Raw genomic sequence first — 19,619 nt, 5'->3', positions numbered from 1 at the left:
GAGTGGCGGCGGGGTGGGGCCGCGGGCCGTGGTGCTGGCCGCCGCCGATCCGGCCAGCCCGTACGGCGCCGCGCTCCCCTGGTCGCAGCACCCCGGCGACGTCGGGCACAAGCCCGGCAGGAAGGCCGGGTCGCTGGTCGTGCTGGTCGACGGCCACCTGGTGCTCTACGTGGAGCGGGGCGGCAAGACGCTGCTCTCGTTCACCGACGACGCACGGCTGCAGCCCGCCGTGGACGCCCTCGCGCTCGCCGTGCGGGACGGGGCGCTCGGGAAGCTGACGGTCGAGCGGGCCGACGGCGCCTCCATCATCGAGTCGCCGCTGGCGGCGGCCCTGGAGGCGGCCGGCTTCCACCCCACGCCGCGGGGACTGCGCCTGCGCGCCTGAGTCAGCAGCCGGGAGTGGCGGGGAAGGTCGCGCAGAAGGTCACCGGGTTGGCGTATTCGGCGCCCCTGACCATGCGGCCGTTCCGCCACTCGAAGGCGTAGACGTACACGTTCCGGTACGACCGCCCGTCCGCGGTCGTGAAGTCGCCGTCCGCCTGCACGAACGACGTGTTCCCTTCCTCGGACACGGTGACGTTGACGTTGACGAAGTCGATGCGGCCGAAGGCCGCGAGCGCGTTCTTGACGTACCCGAGCACCTGCTCCTTGCCGGTGAAACGGGCGGCGTCCTCCTTCCGGCCCGTGAACGACAGCGGAATCGTCAGCGTGGCGTTGGGATCCAGCAGCGCCGACACGGCCGCGAGGTCCTCGCGCTCGAACGCGTTGAGGATCGCCGCCGTGCGGCGTTCGGTGCTCCTGCTCTCGGATGCGAGGGCGGGGGCTGCGGCACAGGTCACGGCGAGGGCCAGCGCGGCGGTGACCATGATGGGCCGAATTCTCATGATGCTCCCATCTAATTGAGACTTGATATCGAATGATACTCAGTATCAAGTGGTGGCGGTCAATAGACTGGGATGTATGGATCAGGGCTCGCTCAGGGAGCGCAAGCAGCAACGGTCCCGTGAGGCGATCGTCGAGGCGGCCCATGCGCTGTTCGAGGAGCGCGGCTTCGACAAGGTCACGGTCGCCGACATCGCCGAGCGCGCCCAGGTCGGACGGGCCACGTTCTTCCGCTACTTCGGCGACAAACAGGAGGTCGTCTTCGCCGACGGGGGCGATCTCGAAGCGGTGCTGGCGGAGGCCGCCGAGCTCCCCGCGGAAGGGCCGATCGGGGAGTCACTGTCCGCCGCGCTGGCCGTGGCGCGCCGCATCGTCGTCTCCTACGTACGTCGGATCACCGCCGATCCCGCCGCCTACACCCGGCACGAGCGGCTGGTCGCCAGCCACCCCGAGCTGCTCGCCCGCGGCCTCACCAAACAACGCCGGTACGTCGAGCTCCTGCGTGACCTGCTCGCCGGTCAGGGGGCCGGCGGGGAGATCGCCGCCATCGCGGCGGAGATCGGACTGGCGGCCTACTACGCGGGGCGGGAGCTCGTGGACGACGATCCCGTACGGTTGCCGGCCGCGGTGGAGTCCGTGTTCGACCGGCTCTCCTGACCCACTCTCCTGGAACCGGCCATGTACGTCATCGGCCTGTGGATCGTGCGCCGCGCCAAGGCGAGAAACTGTGTGCATGGGCCCCCTGAAGCGCTTAGGCGCGGACTTCAGCACCGGCAAGAACCTCGAGATCTACCTGACGGCGCTCATCGCGCTGACGGTGGGCGTGCTCGGTGTCTTCAGCGTCGTCAATACGCAGGTCGTGAGCGCCGCGATCCTGGCCACGCTGGCCCTGGTCGCGGTGAACGCGCTCGGCCCCCGGCACCAGGTCGCCGACCTCGAAGCGCGGGTCGCCGACCTCAACCGCCTGGTGGAGGCGAAGCTGGCCGGTGACGCCTTCCTGACCACCGTGCGGCAAGGGCTGGACGAGCGGGTCGCCCGTGCCGCGGACATCCGCTTCGCGGGGGTGACGCTGAGCCGCACCATCCGCGCGCACGTCGAGCAACTACGCAAGAGCCTGGGCCGCGGGGCGTCGGTCCAGGTGCTGCTGATCGATCCGAAGGGCACCGTGCCCGAGGAGGCCGCCAGGAGGAGCACGATCCCCGATCACTCCGACGTGTTCGAGCACCGGGTCAAGTCCACGATCTACCTGTTGCGGGAGCTGGAGGGCGTCGAGGTGCGGTTCCTGCCGTTCGTGCCCGCGTTCGGCCTGGTGCTGCTGGATGCCGACGAGGACGACGGCGTCATCCACGTCGAGCTCGGCACGCACAGCTCGGCGGGCCGGGACCCGGTCTTCACGCTCACCCCACGTCGCGACCACTTCTGGTACGAACACTTCAAGGCGGAGTTCGACCGCATGTGGGAGGTCGGCCGGGAGGTCACCGAGGCCGACTGGTACCCCGATCGCGCGAATTGAGGCCGCTGTATACGATTAGTCGCCTTATGAGCGATTTGACGCTGGGTGCGGCGCACCGGAGCCTCCGGGACGAGGTCACCAAGGAGCTGCGGCGCCGCATCCTCTCCGGCGAGCTGGCCCAGGGTGAGCGGCTGGTCGAGGACCGGCTGGCCGCCTCGCTCGGGGTGTCGCGCAACCCCGTGCGCGAGTCCATCCGGGTGCTGGCCACCGAGGGGTTCGTCGAGGTCGTGCCGCGGCTCGGCGCCACCGTCGCGCGATTGTCGGCCGAGGAGGGCGAGGAGCTCTTCGACGTGCGCATGGCGGTCGAAGGGCTGGCGGCGCGGCTCGCGGCGCGCAAGCGCACGCCCCAGTCGGCCGAGCGGCTGCGCCACGTGCTCGACCAGGCCAAGGAGGCCGTGGAGAACGGGCGGCTGGAGGACGTGGCCGACCTCAACACCACCTTCCACCTGGCCGTGGGCGAGGCGGCGGGAAACTCGTACCTCAGCCTGATGATGACGCCCATGCTCCAGCGAGCGCAGTGGGTCTTCAGCCAGACCGCCGCCGCACGCGGGCCGCACTCCTGGACAGAGCACCTCAGCCTGTACGAGGCCATCGCGGCGGGCGATGAGGACGAGGCGGAAGCCCGAGCGGTCGCCCACGTGGCAGCCGCCCGGCGGTCGTTCCTCGCGGCGGCCCGTACGACAAATCACCCGAACGATATGAAAACGGTCAGATAACAACACATAGCCCCGAAACACCAATGAAATGTCATGTGTTGTATACAGTCTCCTAACCTTTTCCAACGGAGGCTCCATGACACCGTCCCCCAGGCTCGTCGCGGCGCTCGCCGTTCTTCCCCTCGCCTTGGCGGCTTGCGGCGGAGGCGGTTCGAGCAGCGCACCCGCGGCCCCGCCTTCCATCGCCGACGCCTCAGCCGACGAGCGGCCCGTCAAGGGCGGCGGCACGCTGAATGTGGCGCTCAGCGCCGACCCCGACGCACTCGACCCGAGCATCTCGACCACGCTGGTGGGCCGCGAAGTGTTCGTGAACATGTGCGAGAAGCTCTACGACATCGACGCGCAGTCGACCCTGATCCCGCAGCTGGCCAGCGCGTTGCCCGAGATCTCCGGCGACGGCAAGGAAGTGACGGTCAAGCTGCGCGAGGGCGTGAAGTTCAACGACGGCACGGCCTTCGACGCCGAGGCGGTCAAGAAGTCGCTGGACCGGCATCGCACCTGGGAGAAGTCCGCGCGCCAGGCCGACCTGGCGGCCGTGTCCAAGGTCACGGTTGTCGATCCCACGACCGTCAAGCTCACCCTGACGCGAGCGTTCACGCCGTTGACCGCGCAACTCGCCGACCGCGCCGGGATGATCATGTCGCCCAAGGCGCTGGACGCCGGGAACGACACCTTCGGCGCGAACCCGGTCTGCGTCGGGCCGTTCACGTTCACCAGCCGCACGTCCGGCAGCGAGATCGTGCTGGACAAGGCGCCCGACTACTACGACGCGGCCAAGGTCAAGCTCGACAAGCTCGTCTACAAAATCATCGTGGACCCGAACGTGCGGGCCGCGAACCTGAAGTCGGGCGACGTGCAAGTGGGCGACAACCTCGCCACGACCACGGTCAAGGGCGTCCAGAGCGACCCGAACCTCACCGTCGTGTCCGGCGGCGGCCTCGGCTACTACGGCATCACGATCAACACCGGCAACGCCAACGGCTCCACCGAGAAGCCCGGCACGGTCGACACGGCACTGGCCAAGAGCCCGCAGCTGCGCGAGGCGTTCGAGTTGGCGCTCGATCGCGACGTGATCAACAAGACCGTCTACAACGGCCTGCACGAGGCGGACTGCTTCCCCGTGCCGCTGGACAGCCCGTACCGGGCCAAGGACCTGCGGTGCCCGAAGCGTGACCTGGCCAGGGCCAAGCAGCTCGTGCAGGAGTCCGGCGTGCCGACGCCGGTGCCGGTCACGCTCACCAGCCCCAACGACGCCACCAACGTCCGCCTGGCGCAGGTCATCCAGCAGATGACCAAGGAGGCGGGATTCAACGTGAGCGTGCAGACCGCCGAGTTCGTCAGCACGCTCGAGCAGGGCAAGTCAGGCAAGTTCGACGTCGTGCTGAACGGCTGGTCGGGCCGCGTGGACCCGGACGGCAACCTCACGAACCTCATCACCACTCGCGGCAGCAACAACTACAGCGGCATGTCCGACCCGGGCATCGACGAGCCGATCGCGCAGGCCGCCGCCGAGTCGGATCCGGCCAAGCGCGCCGAGCTCTACGCCGCCACCATGAAGAAGGCCGCCGAGCTGCGCGGGGTCCTGTACCTGTACCACAACAAGTACTACCTGGGCATGAGCAAGAAGGTCGCGGGGGTCCAGTACTTCAAGGACGGCCTGCCACGCTTCGTCACCGCCGGATTCGCCGCATAATGCTCTGGTTCATCCTTCGGCGCTGCGGGTCAGCGTTGATCGTGCTGTTCCTGGCCAGCATCCTGATCTTCCTCGGGATCAGGGCGCTGCCCGGCGACCCGGCCACGGTCATGGCGGGCGAGGAGGCCTCGCCCGCCGTGGTGGCGGCCATCCGGCACGAGTTCGGCCTGGACAAGCCGCTGCCCGCCCAATACCTCGACTACGTCCGCCAGACCCTGACCGGCAACCTCGGCCGCTCCACGCAGGACCAGCTCCCGGTGATCGACATCATCGCCGAGCGGCTGCCGGTGACGCTGGAGCTGTCCATGCTGGCCATGCTGATCGCCATCGTCGTCGGTGTCGGAGCCGGCATCGCGGCGGCCGTCCGGCGCGGCCGGCTCGCCGACTACGTGGCCACCGGGTTCGGCCTGGCCGGGCTGTCGGTGCCGCACTTCTGGCTGGGCCTGCTCGGCATCCTGCTGTTCGCGGTCACCTGGCGAGTGCTGCCCGCCTCCGGCTACGTCCCCTTCACGCAGGACCCGGCCGCGAACCTCCAGCGCATGATCCTGCCCGCCCTCGTGCTCGGCACCGGCTTCGCCGCGATCCTCATGCGGCAGACCCGCTCGGCCATGCTCGGCGCGCTGTCCGCCGACTACGTCAGGACCGCCAGGTCGAAGGGCCTGTCCGAGGCCAAGGTCGTGGGCGCGCACGCGCTGCGCAACAGCATGACGACCGTCGTCACCGTCCTCGGCCTCCAGCTCGGCGCGCTGATCAGCGGCGCCGTGGTGACCGAGCAGATCTTCGTGATCCCTGGCTTCGGCAAGCTGACCGTGGACGCGGTGCTGACCAGGAACTACCCGGTCATCCAGGCCGTCGTGCTGATCACGGTCATCGGGTATGTGCTGGTCAACCTGCTGGTCGACATCGCTTATGCCTACCTCAACCCGCGGATCAGGTTGGCAGGGGGCTCCCGTGACTAAGATGTGGCGCCGCTTCAGACGGCGGCCCATGCCGATGGCCGGGCTGGTGCTGGTGGTCGCGTTCGTGCTGCTGGCGTTGATCGGCCCGCTGGCGACGGGCGACCCGGCCGCGCAGGACTACCTGGCCACGCTCGCTCCCCCGTCGGGCGCGCACCCGATGGGCACCGACGACCTGGGCCGCGACGCGTTCGCCAGGATCGCCCACGGCGCGCAGGTGTCGCTGCAGGCGGGAGTCCTCTCTACCCTGCTGGCCATGCTCGTGGGCATCCCGATCGGCCTGGTGGCCGGGTTCTACCGGCGCTGGCTCGACCCGATCGTGATGCGGCTGGTGGACGTGACGCTGGCGTTCCCGTTCCTGGTATTCGCGGTGGGTCTGGCGGCGATCATCGGACCCTCGCTGAAGGGCGTGGTGCTGGCGCTGGGCTTCTCCCAGCTCCCGGCCGTCATCAGGATCACCCGCGGCGAGGTGCTCGCGATCAGGGAGATGGACTACGTGGCCGCCGCCGTCGCCGACGGCGCGGGCGACGGGCACCTCATCTTCCGCTACGTGCTCCCGAACTGCGCCAGCCCGCTCATCGTGCAGGCCACGGTGGCGATCCCGTCGGCCATCATCGGCGAGTCCACGCTGTCGTTCCTCGGGCTCGGCGTGCAGCCGCCCACAGCGTCGTGGGGCGTGATGCTGACGACCGCGCAGCAGTACCTGAGCGACGCGCCCTGGCTGGCCATCTGGCCCGGCCTGATGATCGCGCTGGCCACGCTCGGCTTCAACCTGCTCGGCGACGGCCTGCGTGACGTCCTGGACCCGAGGAGCGCCCGATGAGCCTGCTCGAGATCACCGACCTGACCGTCGGCTTCGACACCGAGGACGGCCTGGTGCAGGCGGTCAGGAACATCTCGCTCACCCTGGACGAGGGCGAGATCCTGGCGCTGTGCGGGGAGTCCGGCTGCGGCAAGTCGGTCACCGCGATGTCGGTGCCCAGGCTGCTGCCGCCCGACACGACCCGGCTTTCCGGCTCGGTCAAGCTGGACGGCCGCGAGCTCACCACGCTCCCCGACCGTGACATGCGGCACGTACGCGGCAAGGACGTCTCGGTCGTCTTCCAGGAGCCGATGACCTCGCTGAACCCGTCGTTCACCGTCGGATACCAGATCACCGAGGTGCTGCGCAGGCACGAGCGCCTCTCCCGCCAGGCGGCCAGGAGCCGGGCCGTCGAGCTGCTGGAGCTGGTCGGCATCCCGGCGCCTCGGCGGCGCATGGAGGAGTACCCGCACCAGCTGTCCGGCGGCATGCGGCAGCGCGTGATGATCGCGATCGCCGTCGCCTGCTCGCCCCGGGTGCTGATCGCCGACGAGCCCACCACGGCTCTCGACGTGACGATCCAGGCAGGCGTGCTGGACGTGTTCCGCGATCTGCGTGACCGGCTCGGCACGGCGATCATCCTCATCACGCACGACCTGGGCGTGGTGGCCGACATCGCCGACCGGGCCGTGGTCATGTACGCCGGCCGCGCCGTCGAGCAGGCCACGGTGACCGAGCTGTTCGCGAACCCGCGGCACCCGTACACGGTCGGTCTGATGAACGCGCTCCCGTCCGCCGCCGTCAACGGCCGCCTGGCCGAGATCCCCGGTATGGTGCCCTCACCGCTGACGGACCCCGACGAGTGCGCGTTCCAGGCCCGCTGCTCGCGCGCCCAGGACGACTGCCGGGCGGCGAGGCCCCCGCTCGAACGGCACGCGGAAGACCATCTGGCGGCCTGTTACCACCCCGGAGGCAAGCGGTGATCCTGCGCATCGACAATCTGGTCAAGCACTACGGCCAGGTACGCGCCGTGGACGGCCTGTCACTGGAGATCGCCCAGGGCGAGGTGCTCGGCCTGGTCGGCGAGTCCGGCAGCGGCAAGTCCACGGTCGGCAAGTGCGTGTTGCGCCTGACCGAGCCGACCTCGGGCACGATGGAGCTGGACGGCCGCGACATCACCCACCTGTCGCGCCGGGCCATGCGCCCGCTGCGCAGGGACGTCCACATGGTTTTCCAGGATCCCTACTCCTCGCTCAACCCGCGATTCACGATCGGGCAGATCGTCGCCGAGCCGCTGCTCAGGCACAAGGTGACCGGTCGGCGGGAGGTCTCCGATCGGGTGTCCGTCATGCTGGAGAAGGTGGGGCTGCGGCAGGAGATGCGCTCCCGTTTCCCGCACGAGCTGTCGGGCGGGCAACGGCAGCGGGTGGGACTGGCCAGAGCCCTGATCCTGGAGCCCAAGCTGGTCGTGGCCGACGAGCCGGTGTCGGCGCTGGACGTGTCCGTCCAGGCGTCGGTGCTCAATCTGATCAGCGACCTGCAGCGGGACATGGGGTTCTCGTGCCTGTTCATCACACACGACCTGTCGGTGGTGGAGTTCCTGGCCGACCGGGTGGCCGTCATGTACCTGGGCAAGATCGTGGAGTGTGGTCCGACAGCAGAGATCTTCGCCGCGCCGCGCCACCCGTACACGCAGGCCCTGCTGTCGGCGGCGCCCGTCGCCGATCCGGTCAGGCAGCGGGAACGGCGCAGGATCGTGCTCGGCGGCGACGTGCCCAGCCCGGTCGATCCGCCCTCCGGGTGCCGGTTCCACACGCGGTGCCCGCTGGCGTACGACGCCTGCCGTACCGACGAGCCGCCCTTGCACGACCCTCGTGGGAACGGCCATCCGGCCGCGTGCCACCTGGTAACTGTTGACCGCGTCCCGGACGCGGCCGCGAACCTCTAAGGAGAAGTTGTGTTCACCACCAGGCCCGAGCTGACGGGCGACTTCGGCATGGTCGCCAGCACCCACTGGCTGGCCTCGGCCACCGGCATGGGCGTGCTGGAACGCGGCGGGAACGCGTTCGACGCGGCGGTGGCCGCCGGGTTCGTGCTCCAGGTGGCCGAGCCGCACCTGAACGGCCCCGGCGGCGAGGTGCCGATCCTGCTGTGGAGCGAGGCCGAGCAGAAGGTGTCCGTGGTGTGCGGGCAGGGCGTGGCGCCCGCCGCGGCCACCGTCGGGCGCTTCACGGAGCTGGGCCTGGACATCGTGCCAGGCACGGGGCTGCTGGCGGCCACCGTGCCGGGGGCGTTCGGCGGCTGGATGCTCATGCTGGAGCGCTGGGGCACCTGGTCGCTGGCCGACGTGCTGGCGCCCGCGATCCACTACGCCCAGCACGGGGTGCCGGTGCTGGAGCGCGTCGCGGCCACGATCGAGTCGGTCCAGGAATTGTTCACCGATGACTGGCCGACGTCGGCGGCGACCTGGCTGCCCGGCGGGAACGTTCCCGCGGCCGGGTCGAAGCTGGCCAACCCGGTGCTGGCCGCCACCTACCGGCGCGTGGTCGCCGAAGCCGAGGCCGCGTCCAGCAGCCGTGAGGGCCAGCTCGCCGCCGCGCGGAAGGCCTGGTACGAGGGTTTCGTCGCCGAGGCGATCGCCGAGTTCAGCGCCAAGACGGCCTGGCGGGACAGCAGCGGCGAGGTGCACGGCGGGCTGCTGACCGGGGACGACCTGGCCCGGTGGTCCGCCACCGTCGAGGAGCCCCTCGCCTTCGACTACCGCGGGCACACCGTCTACAAGACGGGCCCGTGGGGGCAGGGGCCGGTGTTCCTGCAGCAGCTCGCGTTGCTGCAGGGCTTCGACCTGGACGGGATGGGTTTCCTCACCGCCGACTACGTGCACACGGTGACGGAGGCGGCCAAGCTCGCCTTCGCCGACCGCGAGGCTTGGTACGGCGACGCCGACGTGCCGGTGTCCGACCTGCTCAGCGAGGCCTACAACGCCGAGCGGCGCAAGCTCGTCGGTGCCGAGGCCAGCCTTGAGCTGCGGCCGGGCGCACCCGGCGGCCGCGCGCCCCGGCTGCCCGACTACCCCGCGCCGGGCACGACCAGCGCCGCGCCCGGCCTCTCCGGCGCCCGCTCCCCGCAGGGCGTCGGCGAGCCGACCGTGGCCCGCAACGGCCTGGTCAAGGGCGACACGTGCCACGTCGACGTCGTCGACCGGCACGGCAACATGGTCTCCGCCACGCCCAGCGGCGGCTGGCTGCAGAGCTCTCCCACGATCCCCGAGTTGGGCTTCTGCCTGGGCACCAGGGCGCAGATGTTCTGGCTGCAGGAGGGGCTGCCCGCGTCGCTGCGTCCGGGCACGCGCCCGCGCACCACGCTGTCGCCGGCGTTCGCGCTCAGGGACGGCCGGCCGTGGCTGGCGTTCGGCACCCCGGGCGGTGACCAGCAGGACCAGTGGAGCGTGAACTTCTTCCTCGCCGTCGTCCACGGCCGCCTCAACCTGCAGGAGGCCATCGACGCCCCCATGTTCCACTCCGAGCACTTCCCCAGCTCGTTCTTCCCGCGCGGCTCCCGCCCCGGTGTGCTGCACGTCGAGGACCGCCTGGACGCGGGCGTGACAGCGGAGCTGCGGCGGCGCGGGCACGAGGTCGAGGTGCAGGGCCCGTGGTCGCTCGGCAGGCTCAGCGCGGTCGCCCGTGACGGAGCGTTCCTCAAGGCGGCCGCCAACCCGCGCGGCGCCCAGGGCTACGCCGTCGGCCGATGACGGATCTGCTCTTCCTGGTGGGTGCCGGTCTGCTGGCCGGCGTGGTGAACGCGCTGGCCGGCGGCGGGACGCTCATCTCGTTCCCCGCGCTGCTGGCGCTCGGCTACCCCGGACTGACCGCGTCCGTGACCAACGCGGTGGCGCTGTGGCCCGGCTACCTGGGCGGCGTGCTCGGCTACCGGGCCGAGCTGCGCGACCAGCGGCGCCGGGCGGCGGCGCTGTCGATCACGACCGTGCTCGGCGCGGGCGCGGGCAGCGCGCTGCTGCTGCTCACGCCGGGCAAACTGTTCGAGTCGCTGGTGCCGTGGCTGGTGGCCTTCGCCAGCGTGGCGCTGCTGGCCCAGCCGTGGCTGCGCAAGCTCTTCGGCAGCGAGGCCAACGCAGCTCCCAGCAAGCTGGTGTACGCCGGGGTGTTCCTGGGCGGGTGCTACGGGGCGTACTTCAACGGCGGCATGGGCGTGCTGCTGCTGACCGTGCTCGGCTTGTTCCTGCACGAGGGGCTGCATCGTCTCAACGCCGTGCGCGCGGTGCTCGCGCTGGTGATCAGCACGGTGTCGGTGGTGGCGTTCTCGTTGTTCGGAGCCGTGCAGTGGCGGGCGGTGGCGGTGATCGCGCCGGCCGCCCTGGTGGGCGGGCTCCTCGGCACGCGGCTGGCCAGGCTCATGTCCGCCAGGGTCCTTCGGGGCGTGGTCGTCGCGTTCGGGCTGGGGGTGGCCGTGGCGCTGGCCCTCCGCTAGGCGACCGTCGCCTCGATGAGGTCGTCGACCACGTCGGCCAGGTCGTTGTCCCTGGCGTGCACCCGGCGCTGGCGCATCGCCCCCGAACCCTTGCGCAGCAGCCGGCCCAGCCCCTCCTCGACGAACGCCAGGTCGCCGGCCTCGCACAGCGCCGGCCGCACGTGCTCCAGGAGCCGCCCGGCCAGCACCGGAGCCGGCACGAGAGTGCCGTGCCGCATGTCCAGGCTGTCGCCCAGCAACCCGTCCCTGGCCGCGCGCCAATAGGCGGCGCGGAGCACCTCGGACGACACCGGCAACCCCCGGTCGCCCCGCCGTACCGCGGCCAGCGCCGTCACCACCAAGGCACGGACGAGGCCGATCAGGGTGAGGCTGTCGCTCACGTCGAGCGGCACGTCGGCCGCCCTGATCTCGACGGTGGGCAGGCTCGGCGACGGGCGAGTGTCCCAGTAGACGGTCTTCGGGTCGAGCAGCGCGCCCGACTCCCGCAGGGCACGCACCGCAAGCTCGTAGTCGTCGTACGACGGGAAGTACGGCGGCGCGCCCGCGACCGGCCATCGCCCCCAGGTGATGACCCGCCAGGAGGCGTACCCGGTGTCGCGGCCGGCGAAGAACGGCGAGTTGGCGGCCAGCGCGATCAGCGTCGGCAACCAGAGCCGGAGATGGTTGCCGACATAGACGGCGTGCTCCCGGTCGGGCACGTCCACGTGCACGTGCAGGGCGCAGATGGTGATCTCGTCCTGCAACGCGCGGTAGAGCACCCTGCCCTGCAGGTAGCGGGGCACGTCGGTGAGCGGCGGCGAGGCGACGTCCCCCAGTACGGGGATGCCGCTGGCGACGACCGCCAGCCCGCACGAGCGGGCCGCGTCCGCCACCTCCTTGCGTACGGCACGCAGCTGCGAGCCCAGCTCGCCGAGGTCGGCGGAGGGCGGCGTGCGGGCCTCCACCTGGAATCTGGTGATCTCGTGCACCACGTCGGCCACGCCCTTCGTGGCGGCCAGGACGTCGGCCGCTCGGGGAGCCACGTGGCGGGTGCGAGGATCGACGACGAGGTATTCCTCTTCGATCCCGATCAGCGGAACCATGACAGCACCTCGTTGGGGGAGCCCACTGTCCTCCGTAAGATGTTGTGCCCGTCCCACGGCCTGTGGAAAACCTTTGCTCAGCGGAGCTCTTCGACGGATGCCTTCAACGCGGCCATGAACAACGCCGCGTCCCTGCCGTTGATCAGGCGGTGGTCGTGGGCGAGCCCGGGTGACGACGAAGTTCGCACCCGTCAGATCGGCCTCCTCATCGCGGGCGGCCCGGACCTGCCGCTCCGGTGGCGTCCCTGGGGAGGCGGGCAGCCCCGGCCGGCTCGCGGCTGAGCGCCGACGGTCCACACCAGCACGCCGGGCGGGCCCGGGCGCCTCAGTGCGCCGGTCCGTAGAGGGCGTGGGGCGAGCCCGTCATCAGAGCCCAGTAGCGGTCGCCGTAGGACCAGTGCCACCACTCCGTGGGGTAGTTGACCAGGCCCGCCGGCTCCAGGGCGGCCGCGAGGATCTTGCGGTGCCCGCGCGCGTCCCCCGAGATCCCGGCGGCGGCGGTGTAACACGCGCCGGCGCTCTGTTCAGGGGTGTCGTTGATCGCGGTGCCCATGTCGTACTCGGTGCCGTCGGGGGCGCAGAGCGTGAGGTCCACGGCCGCGCCCGCGGTGTGCGGGGCGACCTCGACCGGCGAGACGTACCGGCTGGCGGCGGCGTACAGCTCATCGGGCGTCATGCTGGGAAAGCGCTTGGCGAGCCCTGCCCGGTAGTCGTCGAAGGTCTGGCGCTGGTTCGCGATGGACCGGTGCCCTTCGACGATCAGGAGGTGGTACCCGGCGGGCAGCGCCCGCTCCGCCCGTTCGAGCCGGTCGAGCAGGCCGGCACGCAGGCGGCCGTACGCGCCCTGCTCGTCGGCCATCCGGTCGTCGAGTCGCAACCGCCCCCGCACCTCGACCAGCGGCTCCCCGTTGTCGTGGACGGGGATGGCGGTCACGCGCGGGTCGGAGATCAGGACGATGCCGTCTGCGGGATGCCACATGGGCAGAAATTCTCACACAGTGTCGGAGAAAACCTGCTCCCGGGCCTGCTCCAATGCAGCGACCAGAGCCCCGCGCAGCACGGGGTTCCCGGCGACTCCCGTGGTGACCACGCTGGGCCGCGTCGGGCAGACCCTCGCCACCGCCTCCTCGACCCTGGCGGCCAGCTCAGGCCCTCCAGCCCGGCCGACGTCGCCGGCGAGCACGATGAGCCCCGGGTCCAGCACGACGGTGACGGCCGCGACGCCGACGGCCAGCCGATCCGCGACGGCGTCAAGGAAGCCGGAGCGGCCCTCGGCAAGGGCGGTGCGGACCAGGTCGGCGCTCGGCCGCAGGCTCATGCCGTGTCCCTTGGCGATCCCGTCGAGCGCGGTCTGGCCCACCAGCCGCTGGTAGGAGCCCGACTGCGGCTGGGTGACGTCGGCGGGCAGCGGCTCGCCGGGCACGGGCAGCCAGCCGATCTCGCCCGCGCCTCCCGTGTTGCCCCGGTGCAGGCGCCCGCCGAGCATGACGCCCAGGCCCTGGCCGACACCGGCCCAGACGACCACGAAGTCGTCCACGCCGACGGCGGCGCCGTAGCGGTGCTCGGCGAGGGCGACGAGGTTGACGTCGTTCTCGATGGTCACCGAGGCGCCGAGCGCCCCGCGCAGGCTGGCCAGCACGCCGGCGTGCCAGGCCGGTAGGTCGTAGGAGAAGCGCACGTCGCCGGTGTCCGGGTCGACCACGCCGCGGGTGCCGATAACGAACGAACGCAGCTGCGGCAGCGTGATCCTGGCCGCCTCGCAGGCCCGCCGTACGGCCTCGTGCACGGTGGCGACCGGGTCGCCGGCGGTCGGGTTGACCACGACCTCGACCACGGTCCTGCCGGTGATGTCGGCCACACCGACGGTGATGGCGTCGGGCAGCACATCGAGGCCGGCCACGTGCGCGCTGGAGGGCACCACGCCGTACAGGGCGGCGTTGGGCCCGCGCCCGCCGGCCCGCTCGCCGGCGACCTCCACCAGCCCTCTCTCCTCCAGCCTGGCGAGCAGCTGTCCCGCCGTCACCTTGGAGAGCCCGGTGCGTTCGCCCAGCTCAGCACGGGTGAGCGGGCCCTCGGAGAGGAGGAGCTCCAGGGCCGCCCGGTCGTTCAGGCGCCGCAACAGCCGTGGCACACCGGGGTTCCGTGTCACGGGACCTCTCCCCTCTCGCAACGAAACGCTAACGGCAGTTTCTTTTAAGAAAGTTTCTTGTTAGTTTAGCAGCAATTCGACAACTGACGATCAGCCAGGTGCGGACCACAGGCTCAGCACCCGATGAGCGCAGACCCGACGCGATTAGCCGGGAAGGGAGAACGCTAGTGAGGATCGCGAAGATCACGGCCACTACGGTCACCACGGCCGCCCTGGCCCTGGGCCTGGCCGCATGTGGCTCCGGTGAGACGACCACGCCTCAGCCGCAGGCCTCCGCCTCCGCCTCTGGCCCCAAGTTCGCGGGCCAGAGCATCACCGTCTGGCGCCTCGGCGACCCCAACGAGCCGTCCCAGAAGTACATGGACGACCTCGTCGCCGAGTTCAAGACCCAGACCGGCGCCACGGCCAACGTGCAGTGGATCCCGTGGCCGCAGGTCAACGACAAGTTCACCGCCGCCGCGGCGGGCGGCGAGGGTCCCGACGTGACGGAGATCGGCAACGACCAGGTGCCGCTCTGGCAGAGCCAGGACGCGCTGGCCCCGGTCACCTCGATCACCACCGGAGGCGAGCACGCGCAGATCCCGAAGAACCTCTTCGGCCTGGAGACCATCGACGGCGAGGTCTACGCGATGCCGTGGGGCGCCGGCACCCGCGCCGTCATGTACCGCAAGGACTGGTTCGAGGACCTCAAGATCGAACCTCCGAAGACCTGGGACGAGCTCGTCGCGGCGGCCAAGAAGATCCAGGACGAGAAGGGCAAGGACGTCGACGGCTTCGCCTTCAACGGCGGCTCCGACGCCAACCACCTGCTCGGGGCGCTGGCCTGGTCCGAAGGCGGCGAGTACGCCGTCAAGGAGGGCGACAAGTGGGTGGGCAAGCTCACCGACCCCGCCTTCAAGACCGGCTTCGAGACGTACACGGGCCTCGTGACCTCGGGCGTGTCCGGCAAGTCCCGCCTCACGCTGAACACGACGGACATCCGCACCCGCTTCTCCAACGGCAAGGTCGGCATGTACCTGACCGCGTCGTGGGACATCGCCACCATCAAGGAGGAGAGCAAGGGCAAGGTGAAGGAGGACCAGATGGCCTTCTTCCCGCTCCCGTCCAAGAGCGGCGGCGAGACCCCCGCGTTCTTCGGCGGCAACGACATCACCGTGTGGAACGACGCCAAGAACAAGGAGCTCGCGACCGAGTTCGTGAAGCTGGCCACCAGCAAGAAGTGGGCCGACCGCTACGCGCTGGACGGCGGCCTGCTGCCGGTCTACCCGGACACGCTGGCCGAGCTCGCCAAGGACCCGGCGCAGGCGCCGTTCGCCGCCGCCTTCGCCAAGGCCAAGGCGTTCCCCGCCGACCCGCAGTGGACGGAGGCCAACGAGACCAAGGCGGTCCTGCAGAACGCGGCCCGCTCGGTCATCGAGGGCAAGGCCACGGCCGATGAGGCGCTCGCCAAGGCCAACAAGGAACTCGAAGACATCCTCAACCAGTCGTGACCATGGCGAAGACGTCAACGCTCGCGCCCAGGGGCGGAGGGAACACCTCCGCCCCTGGGCGGCGCCGCCGCCACAACTCACGCAAGCCCGCCCGGGGCGGCGGGATGCCCTCATGGTCCATCCCGTACGTCCTGCTCGTCCCTGGCATCCTGGTCATCGCGGGGCTGCTGCTCTACCCGATGATCCAGATGGTGACCATGTCGTTCCAGAGCATCAGCCTCCGGGTGATCCGCGGCGTCGCGGAGCCCAAGTGGGTGGGGCTGGAGAACTACACCAAGCTCTTCGACAACGACATCTTCTGGTCCTCGCTGCGGAACACCATCGTCTTCGCGGCCGTCACCGTCGCCCTCACCCTGATCCTGGGCACCGCCGTCGGCGTGCTGCTCAACCGGCTGAGCAGGCGGATGTCCACCTTCGTGATCATCGGCATCATGTCCGCCTGGGCGGTCCCGCCGGTGGCGCAGGGCACGATCTGGCGCTGGCTCTTCGACGCCGAGGCCGGCATCATCAACTGGGCGCTCAACCTGCTCCCCGACGGGCTGTCCACCTTGGTCCTCGGCCGGGCCGACTGGACCGCCCAGCCGTGGCTCAACGACGCGTGGTCCGTCTACATCGTGCTGGTCCTCACCGTGGTCTGGGCGTCCTTCCCGTTCGTCGCGGTGTCGGTCCTGGCCGGCCTGCGCGGCATCCCCGCCGAGCTCTACGAGGCGGCCAGGGTGGACGGCTCCACGCCGTGGCACACGTTCAGAAAGATCACCTTCCCGCTGCTGAAGCCCGTCTTCGCCGTCCTGACGATCCTGTCGATCATCTGGGACTTCAAGGTGCTCAGCCAGCTCTACGTGCTGCTGAACGGGCCCACCAACCGTGAGGCGTTCAACCTCTCGCTCTTCTCCTTCGCCGAGGCCTTCAAAGCGCCGCCCAAGATGGGCTCGGGCGCGGCGATCGCGGTGGTGCTGACGATCATCCTGCTCGTCGTCACCGCTTTCTACACCCGCCAGATGGTCAAGCAGGAGGACCTCACATGACCCCCCTTGCCCGCAAGCGGCTCAACAAGATCACGCTGAACACCGCCGGGGTCCTGGTCTTCCTCTTCGCGGTCTTCCCCGTCTACTGGATGGTCTCGACCTCGTTCAAGGCCAACGACCAGATCTTCACCACCGACTTCATCCCGTTCCCCACACACTTCACCTTCGAGCACATCGACACGGTGCTCACCGACGGTGTGGCGGGCAACTCGATCTGGGTCTACATGCGCAACAGCGCGATCGTGGCGCTCGGCACCGTGCTCATCGGATCGGCGTTCGCGTTGCTCGCGGCGACCGCGGTGGCGCGGTTCCGGTTCAAGGGGCGCACGAGCTTCCTGATCACCCTGCTCATCGTGCAGATGATCCCGACCGAGGCGCTGCTCATCCCGCTGTTCCTCAACGTCCGGCGGCTCGGGCTCTACGACAACCTGCTCGGCCTGATCGTGATCCAGGTCGGTCTCACGCTGCCGTTCGGCATCTGGATGTTGCGGACGTTCGTCGCCGCGGTGCCCAAGTCGCTGGAGGAGGCGGCGTGGATCGACGGCGCGAGCCGGTTCACCACCTTCTGGAAGGTGTTGTTCCCGCTGGTGGCGCCGGGCCTGGTGGCGACGAGCATCTTCTCGTTCATCACCGCGTGGAACGACCTGATCTTCGCTTTGGTGCTGATGAACGACTCCACGGGTTACACCATGCCGGTGGCCCTGCAGTTCTTCTTCGGGCAGCGGGGCACCGACTGGGGCGCCATCATGGCGACCTCGACGCTGATGACCTTGCCGGTCATCGCCTTCTTCCTGCTGGTGCAGCGCCGTATGGTCTCCGGCCTGGTGGCCGGAGCTGTTAAAGGCTGATTTTCCATTTTTCGCAGGGTGGGTACGGCCTTTGCGCGGGCCGTACCCCCTGACCCTGCCCTGAACCTGATGAGGAGCCATGAGTCAGAGTGATCGGGGGCTGCGCCGTCTCGCGGCCGGCACGCTGCTCGTCGCCTTCGACGGCACGACCGCGCCCGACTGGGTCCTGAGCGAGCTGGAGCTCGGGCTCGGCGGGGTCACGCTGTTCGGTTTCAACGTGGCCGCGCCGGACCAGGTGGCCGGGCTCACCGGGGCGCTGCGAGCGGCCGGTGACCCGGTCATCTCCCTGGACGAGGAGGGCGGCGACGTCACTCGGCTCGCCTACCACGTCGGCAGCCCTTATCCGGGTAACGCGGCGCTCGGCGCCGTCGACGACGTCGAGCTAACCCGCCGCGTCTACCGGGCCATCGGCTTGGAGCTGGTCGCCGCCGGGGTCAACCTCGACATGGCGCCGGCGGCCGACGTCAACACCGCCGAGGACAACCCGGTGATCGGCACCAGGGCGTTCGGCGACGACGCCCAGCTGGTCGCCAGGCACACGGTGACGGCGGTCCAGGGTCTGCAGTCGGCCGGGGTCGCCGCGTGCGTCAAGCACTTCCCCGGCCACGGCGCCACCACGGTCGACTCTCATCTGGCCATCCCGGTCGTGGACGTCACGCTGGACGTTCTGCGGTCCAGGGAGCTGGTGCCGTTCCTGGCCGCCATCGAGGCAGGCGCGCGGTCCGTCATGACCGCGCACGTCGCCGTTCCCGCGCTGACCGGCGACCTGCCCGCCACGCTCTCGCCCGCCGCGATCACCGGGCTCCTCAGGGGCGAGCTCGGCTACGACGGAGTGGTCGTCAGCGACGCGCTGGACATGCAGGCGATCAGTGACGGTGTCGGACTCGCCAACGGCGCCGTCCTGTCGATCGCGGCCGGAGCCGACCTGCTGTGCCTGGGGCCGAAGCCCGGCTACGACGAGATCCGGCAGATCATCGCCGAGATCGTGGCCGCCGTCGGCGACGGGCGGCTGCCGGCGGAGCGGCTGGAGGAGGCCGCGGCTCGGGCCGATCGGCTGCGGGCCTGGTTCGGCTCGGAAACGGGCGTGCAGGACGACACGGCGGACGTCGGCCTGGACGCCGCCAGGCGGGCGGTCAGGCTGGACGGGTCGGCGGGCCCGCTGACGGATCCGCTGGTCGTGGAGGTCGACACACCTCCGACGATCGCGGTCGGCGAGGTCCCGTGGGGCGTCTCACCGTGGCTGCCCCAGGGCGAGGTGGTCCGGGTGGCGCCGGCCGAGGCCGCCGTCGATCAGCTTCTGGAGCGTGCCAGGAACCGCTCGCTGCTGGTGGTGGTCAAGGACGCCCACCGGCACGCCGCTAGCCGGACGCTCGTCTCCGCCCTGTTGTCCGCCCGGCCCGACACGGTCGTCGTCGAGATGGGGCTACCCATCTGGCGGCCGGGCAGCGCGGTCTACCTGGCCACGTACGGGGCGGCCAGGGCCAACGCCAGGGCCGCGATGGAGCTCCTCACGAACGGTCAGCGGCCCCGCGCGGCGACGATCGCCTCCCTCGAGCCGAAGCGCTCGGCGTAGGCGGCCGCCTGCCGCGGGTCGTCCTTGAGGAACGGGAGATCCGTGGCCACCATGTGCCTGATCGCCAGGAGCGGCACCGGGCTGCTCAACGGGCGGAAGCCGGGGTTCCACAGGCCGGGCTTGGGCGGCGGGTCCCGGGGAGAACTCGCCGATCATGAGCCCAGCCTCGACGTACTTTCCGGCTCAAGCGCTCGCTGGGCGGCGTCCACGACCTCATCGTGGCCCGCACCCGACCGTCACCGCGCGTCCGGCCCAGGACCCGCCGCGGGCTCAGGCGCTGAAGATCTCCTCGCGCGCCTGCTGGAGCGCCGCCAGCACCGCCCCCCGCAACACCGGATTGCCCTCCACGGTGCTGGTCGCCACATGGGGCCGGACGGGGCAGATCTTGGCGACCGCCTCCTC

At 70.4% G+C, this 19,619-nt stretch carries 20 protein-coding genes; 15 read left to right on the top strand and 5 right to left on the bottom strand.

Annotated elements, in window-relative coordinates:
• On the top strand, positions 1-385 hold a 385-nt coding region (locus ETD86_RS40530; protein WP_138671933.1), incomplete at its 5' end, for a hypothetical protein.
• A 1-nt stretch (position 386) separates the two neighbouring features.
• Here the strand turns inward: ETD86_RS40530 and ETD86_RS40525 are convergent.
• Positions 387-884, bottom strand: a complete 498-nt coding sequence (locus ETD86_RS40525; protein ID WP_138671932.1) for a nuclear transport factor 2 family protein — start codon at positions 882-884, stop codon at positions 387-389.
• Positions 885-960: 76 nt separating this feature from the next.
• Here ETD86_RS40525 and ETD86_RS40520 point away from each other — a divergent pair, with 76 nt between their 5' ends.
• From ETD86_RS40520 to ETD86_RS40475, 10 genes are all read left to right on the top strand, one after another.
• Positions 961-1,539 carry a TetR/AcrR family transcriptional regulator gene (locus ETD86_RS40520; RefSeq protein WP_138671931.1) on the top strand — a complete coding sequence of 193 codons (579 nt, stop codon included), beginning with the start codon at positions 961-963 and terminating at the stop codon, positions 1,537-1,539.
• Between the two features lie 76 nt (positions 1,540-1,615).
• Positions 1,616-2,395 carry a hypothetical protein gene (locus tag ETD86_RS40515; RefSeq protein ID WP_138671930.1) on the top strand — a complete coding sequence of 260 codons (780 nt, stop codon included), beginning with the start codon at positions 1,616-1,618 and terminating at the stop codon, positions 2,393-2,395.
• Between the two features lie 26 nt (positions 2,396-2,421).
• Positions 2,422-3,111: a GntR family transcriptional regulator gene (locus ETD86_RS40510; protein ID WP_138671929.1), complete on the top strand. Its 690-nt coding sequence runs from the start codon at positions 2,422-2,424 to the stop codon at positions 3,109-3,111.
• A gap of 76 nt (positions 3,112-3,187) precedes the next feature.
• Complete coding sequence (locus ETD86_RS40505) at positions 3,188-4,804, top strand: ABC transporter substrate-binding protein (protein WP_170223513.1); 1,617 nt, start codon at positions 3,188-3,190, stop codon at positions 4,802-4,804.
• On the top strand, positions 4,804-5,763 hold the full coding sequence (locus ETD86_RS40500; protein ID WP_138671927.1) for an ABC transporter permease: 960 nt from the start codon (positions 4,804-4,806) through the stop codon (positions 5,761-5,763). Before ETD86_RS40505 ends, ETD86_RS40500 begins: the two co-directional genes overlap by 1 nt.
• 1 nt (position 5,764) lies before the next feature.
• Positions 5,765-6,583: an ABC transporter permease gene (locus ETD86_RS40495; protein WP_138671936.1), complete on the top strand. Its 819-nt coding sequence runs from the start codon at positions 5,765-5,767 to the stop codon at positions 6,581-6,583.
• On the top strand, positions 6,580-7,545 hold the full coding sequence (locus ETD86_RS59770) for an ABC transporter ATP-binding protein (RefSeq protein WP_138671926.1): 966 nt from the start codon (positions 6,580-6,582) through the stop codon (positions 7,543-7,545). The genes ETD86_RS40495 and ETD86_RS59770 overlap by 4 nt, the downstream gene beginning before the upstream one ends.
• On the top strand, positions 7,542-8,510 hold the full coding sequence (locus ETD86_RS59765) for an ABC transporter ATP-binding protein (RefSeq protein ID WP_342779346.1): 969 nt from the start codon (positions 7,542-7,544) through the stop codon (positions 8,508-8,510). Before ETD86_RS59770 ends, ETD86_RS59765 begins: the two co-directional genes overlap by 4 nt.
• A gap of 48 nt (positions 8,511-8,558) precedes the next feature.
• Positions 8,559-10,313, top strand: a complete 1,755-nt coding sequence (locus tag ETD86_RS40480) for a gamma-glutamyltransferase family protein (protein WP_138671934.1) — start codon at positions 8,559-8,561, stop codon at positions 10,311-10,313.
• On the top strand, positions 10,310-11,050 hold the full coding sequence (locus ETD86_RS40475) for a sulfite exporter TauE/SafE family protein (protein ID WP_138671925.1): 741 nt from the start codon (positions 10,310-10,312) through the stop codon (positions 11,048-11,050). Before ETD86_RS40480 ends, ETD86_RS40475 begins: the two co-directional genes overlap by 4 nt.
• Here the strand turns inward: ETD86_RS40475 and ETD86_RS40470 are convergent.
• The 3 genes from ETD86_RS40470 to ETD86_RS40460 all read right to left on the bottom strand — a co-directional run bounded on the left by ETD86_RS40470 (position 11,047) and on the right by ETD86_RS40460 (position 14,281).
• The gene (locus ETD86_RS40470) at positions 11,047-12,132 is read right to left on the bottom strand and encodes a carboxylate-amine ligase (RefSeq protein WP_138671924.1); all 1,086 of its coding nucleotides are present in this window, start codon (positions 12,130-12,132) and stop codon (positions 11,047-11,049) included. The genes ETD86_RS40475 and ETD86_RS40470 overlap by 4 nt on opposite strands.
• A 325-nt stretch (positions 12,133-12,457) precedes the next feature.
• Positions 12,458-13,111: a M15 family metallopeptidase gene (locus ETD86_RS40465; RefSeq protein ID WP_138671923.1), complete on the bottom strand. Its 654-nt coding sequence runs from the start codon at positions 13,109-13,111 to the stop codon at positions 12,458-12,460.
• A gap of 12 nt (positions 13,112-13,123) precedes the next feature.
• Entirely contained in the window at positions 13,124-14,281 is a 1,158-nt protein-coding gene (locus ETD86_RS40460) for an ROK family transcriptional regulator (protein WP_138671922.1), read from the bottom strand.
• A gap of 167 nt (positions 14,282-14,448) precedes the next feature.
• Here ETD86_RS40460 and ETD86_RS40455 point away from each other — a divergent pair, with 167 nt between their 5' ends.
• The 4 genes from ETD86_RS40455 to ETD86_RS40440 all read left to right on the top strand — a co-directional run bounded on the left by ETD86_RS40455 (position 14,449) and on the right by ETD86_RS40440 (position 19,217).
• On the top strand, positions 14,449-15,771 hold the full coding sequence (locus ETD86_RS40455) for an extracellular solute-binding protein (RefSeq protein ID WP_138671921.1): 1,323 nt from the start codon (positions 14,449-14,451) through the stop codon (positions 15,769-15,771).
• A gap of 2 nt (positions 15,772-15,773) precedes the next feature.
• Positions 15,774-16,796, top strand: coding sequence for a carbohydrate ABC transporter permease (locus ETD86_RS40450; RefSeq protein ID WP_138671920.1), 1,023 nt, complete (start codon positions 15,774-15,776; stop codon positions 16,794-16,796).
• Positions 16,793-17,644: a carbohydrate ABC transporter permease gene (locus tag ETD86_RS40445; RefSeq protein WP_138671919.1), complete on the top strand. Its 852-nt coding sequence runs from the start codon at positions 16,793-16,795 to the stop codon at positions 17,642-17,644. Before ETD86_RS40450 ends, ETD86_RS40445 begins: the two co-directional genes overlap by 4 nt.
• Positions 17,645-17,723: 79 nt before the next feature.
• Positions 17,724-19,217: a glycoside hydrolase family 3 protein gene (locus tag ETD86_RS40440; RefSeq protein ID WP_138671918.1), complete on the top strand. Its 1,494-nt coding sequence runs from the start codon at positions 17,724-17,726 to the stop codon at positions 19,215-19,217.
• Here ETD86_RS40440 and ETD86_RS59760 read toward each other — a convergent pair.
• Positions 19,163-19,294, bottom strand: coding sequence for a DUF6875 domain-containing protein (locus ETD86_RS59760; protein ID WP_342779347.1), 132 nt, complete (start codon positions 19,292-19,294; stop codon positions 19,163-19,165). The two genes, ETD86_RS40440 and ETD86_RS59760, sit on opposite strands and share 55 nt — an antisense overlap.
• Positions 19,295-19,619: the final 325 nt, after the last annotated feature.

This window comes from Nonomuraea turkmeniaca (assembly GCF_005889735.1).
GTDB lineage: Bacteria > Actinomycetota > Actinomycetes > Streptosporangiales > Streptosporangiaceae > Nonomuraea > Nonomuraea turkmeniaca.
The sequence above is the reverse complement of the archived record's forward strand: the minus strand, read 5'-3'. Positions and strand labels throughout refer to the sequence as shown.

Coding starts and splice junctions, on each gene's coding strand:
- ETD86_RS40525 (WP_138671932.1), bottom strand. CDS start 884: ATGAGAATTCGGCCCATCATGGTCACCGCCGCGCTGGCCCTCGCCGTG.
- ETD86_RS40520 (WP_138671931.1), top strand. CDS start 961: ATGGATCAGGGCTCGCTCAGGGAGCGCAAGCAGCAACGGTCCCGTGAG.
- ETD86_RS40515 (WP_138671930.1), top strand. CDS start 1,616: ATGGGCCCCCTGAAGCGCTTAGGCGCGGACTTCAGCACCGGCAAGAAC.
- ETD86_RS40510 (WP_138671929.1), top strand. CDS start 2,422: ATGAGCGATTTGACGCTGGGTGCGGCGCACCGGAGCCTCCGGGACGAG.
- ETD86_RS40505 (WP_170223513.1), top strand. CDS start 3,188: ATGACACCGTCCCCCAGGCTCGTCGCGGCGCTCGCCGTTCTTCCCCTC.
- ETD86_RS40500 (WP_138671927.1), top strand. CDS start 4,804: ATGCTCTGGTTCATCCTTCGGCGCTGCGGGTCAGCGTTGATCGTGCTG.
- ETD86_RS40495 (WP_138671936.1), top strand. CDS start 5,765: ATGTGGCGCCGCTTCAGACGGCGGCCCATGCCGATGGCCGGGCTGGTG.
- ETD86_RS59770 (WP_138671926.1), top strand. CDS start 6,580: ATGAGCCTGCTCGAGATCACCGACCTGACCGTCGGCTTCGACACCGAG.
- ETD86_RS40480 (WP_138671934.1), top strand. CDS start 8,559: ATGGTCGCCAGCACCCACTGGCTGGCCTCGGCCACCGGCATGGGCGTG.
- ETD86_RS40475 (WP_138671925.1), top strand. CDS start 10,310: ATGACGGATCTGCTCTTCCTGGTGGGTGCCGGTCTGCTGGCCGGCGTG.
- ETD86_RS40470 (WP_138671924.1), bottom strand. CDS start 12,132: ATGGTTCCGCTGATCGGGATCGAAGAGGAATACCTCGTCGTCGATCCT.
- ETD86_RS40465 (WP_138671923.1), bottom strand. CDS start 13,111: ATGTGGCATCCCGCAGACGGCATCGTCCTGATCTCCGACCCGCGCGTG.
- ETD86_RS40450 (WP_138671920.1), top strand. CDS start 15,774: ATGGCGAAGACGTCAACGCTCGCGCCCAGGGGCGGAGGGAACACCTCC.
- ETD86_RS40445 (WP_138671919.1), top strand. CDS start 16,793: ATGACCCCCCTTGCCCGCAAGCGGCTCAACAAGATCACGCTGAACACC.
- ETD86_RS40440 (WP_138671918.1), top strand. CDS start 17,724: ATGAGTCAGAGTGATCGGGGGCTGCGCCGTCTCGCGGCCGGCACGCTG.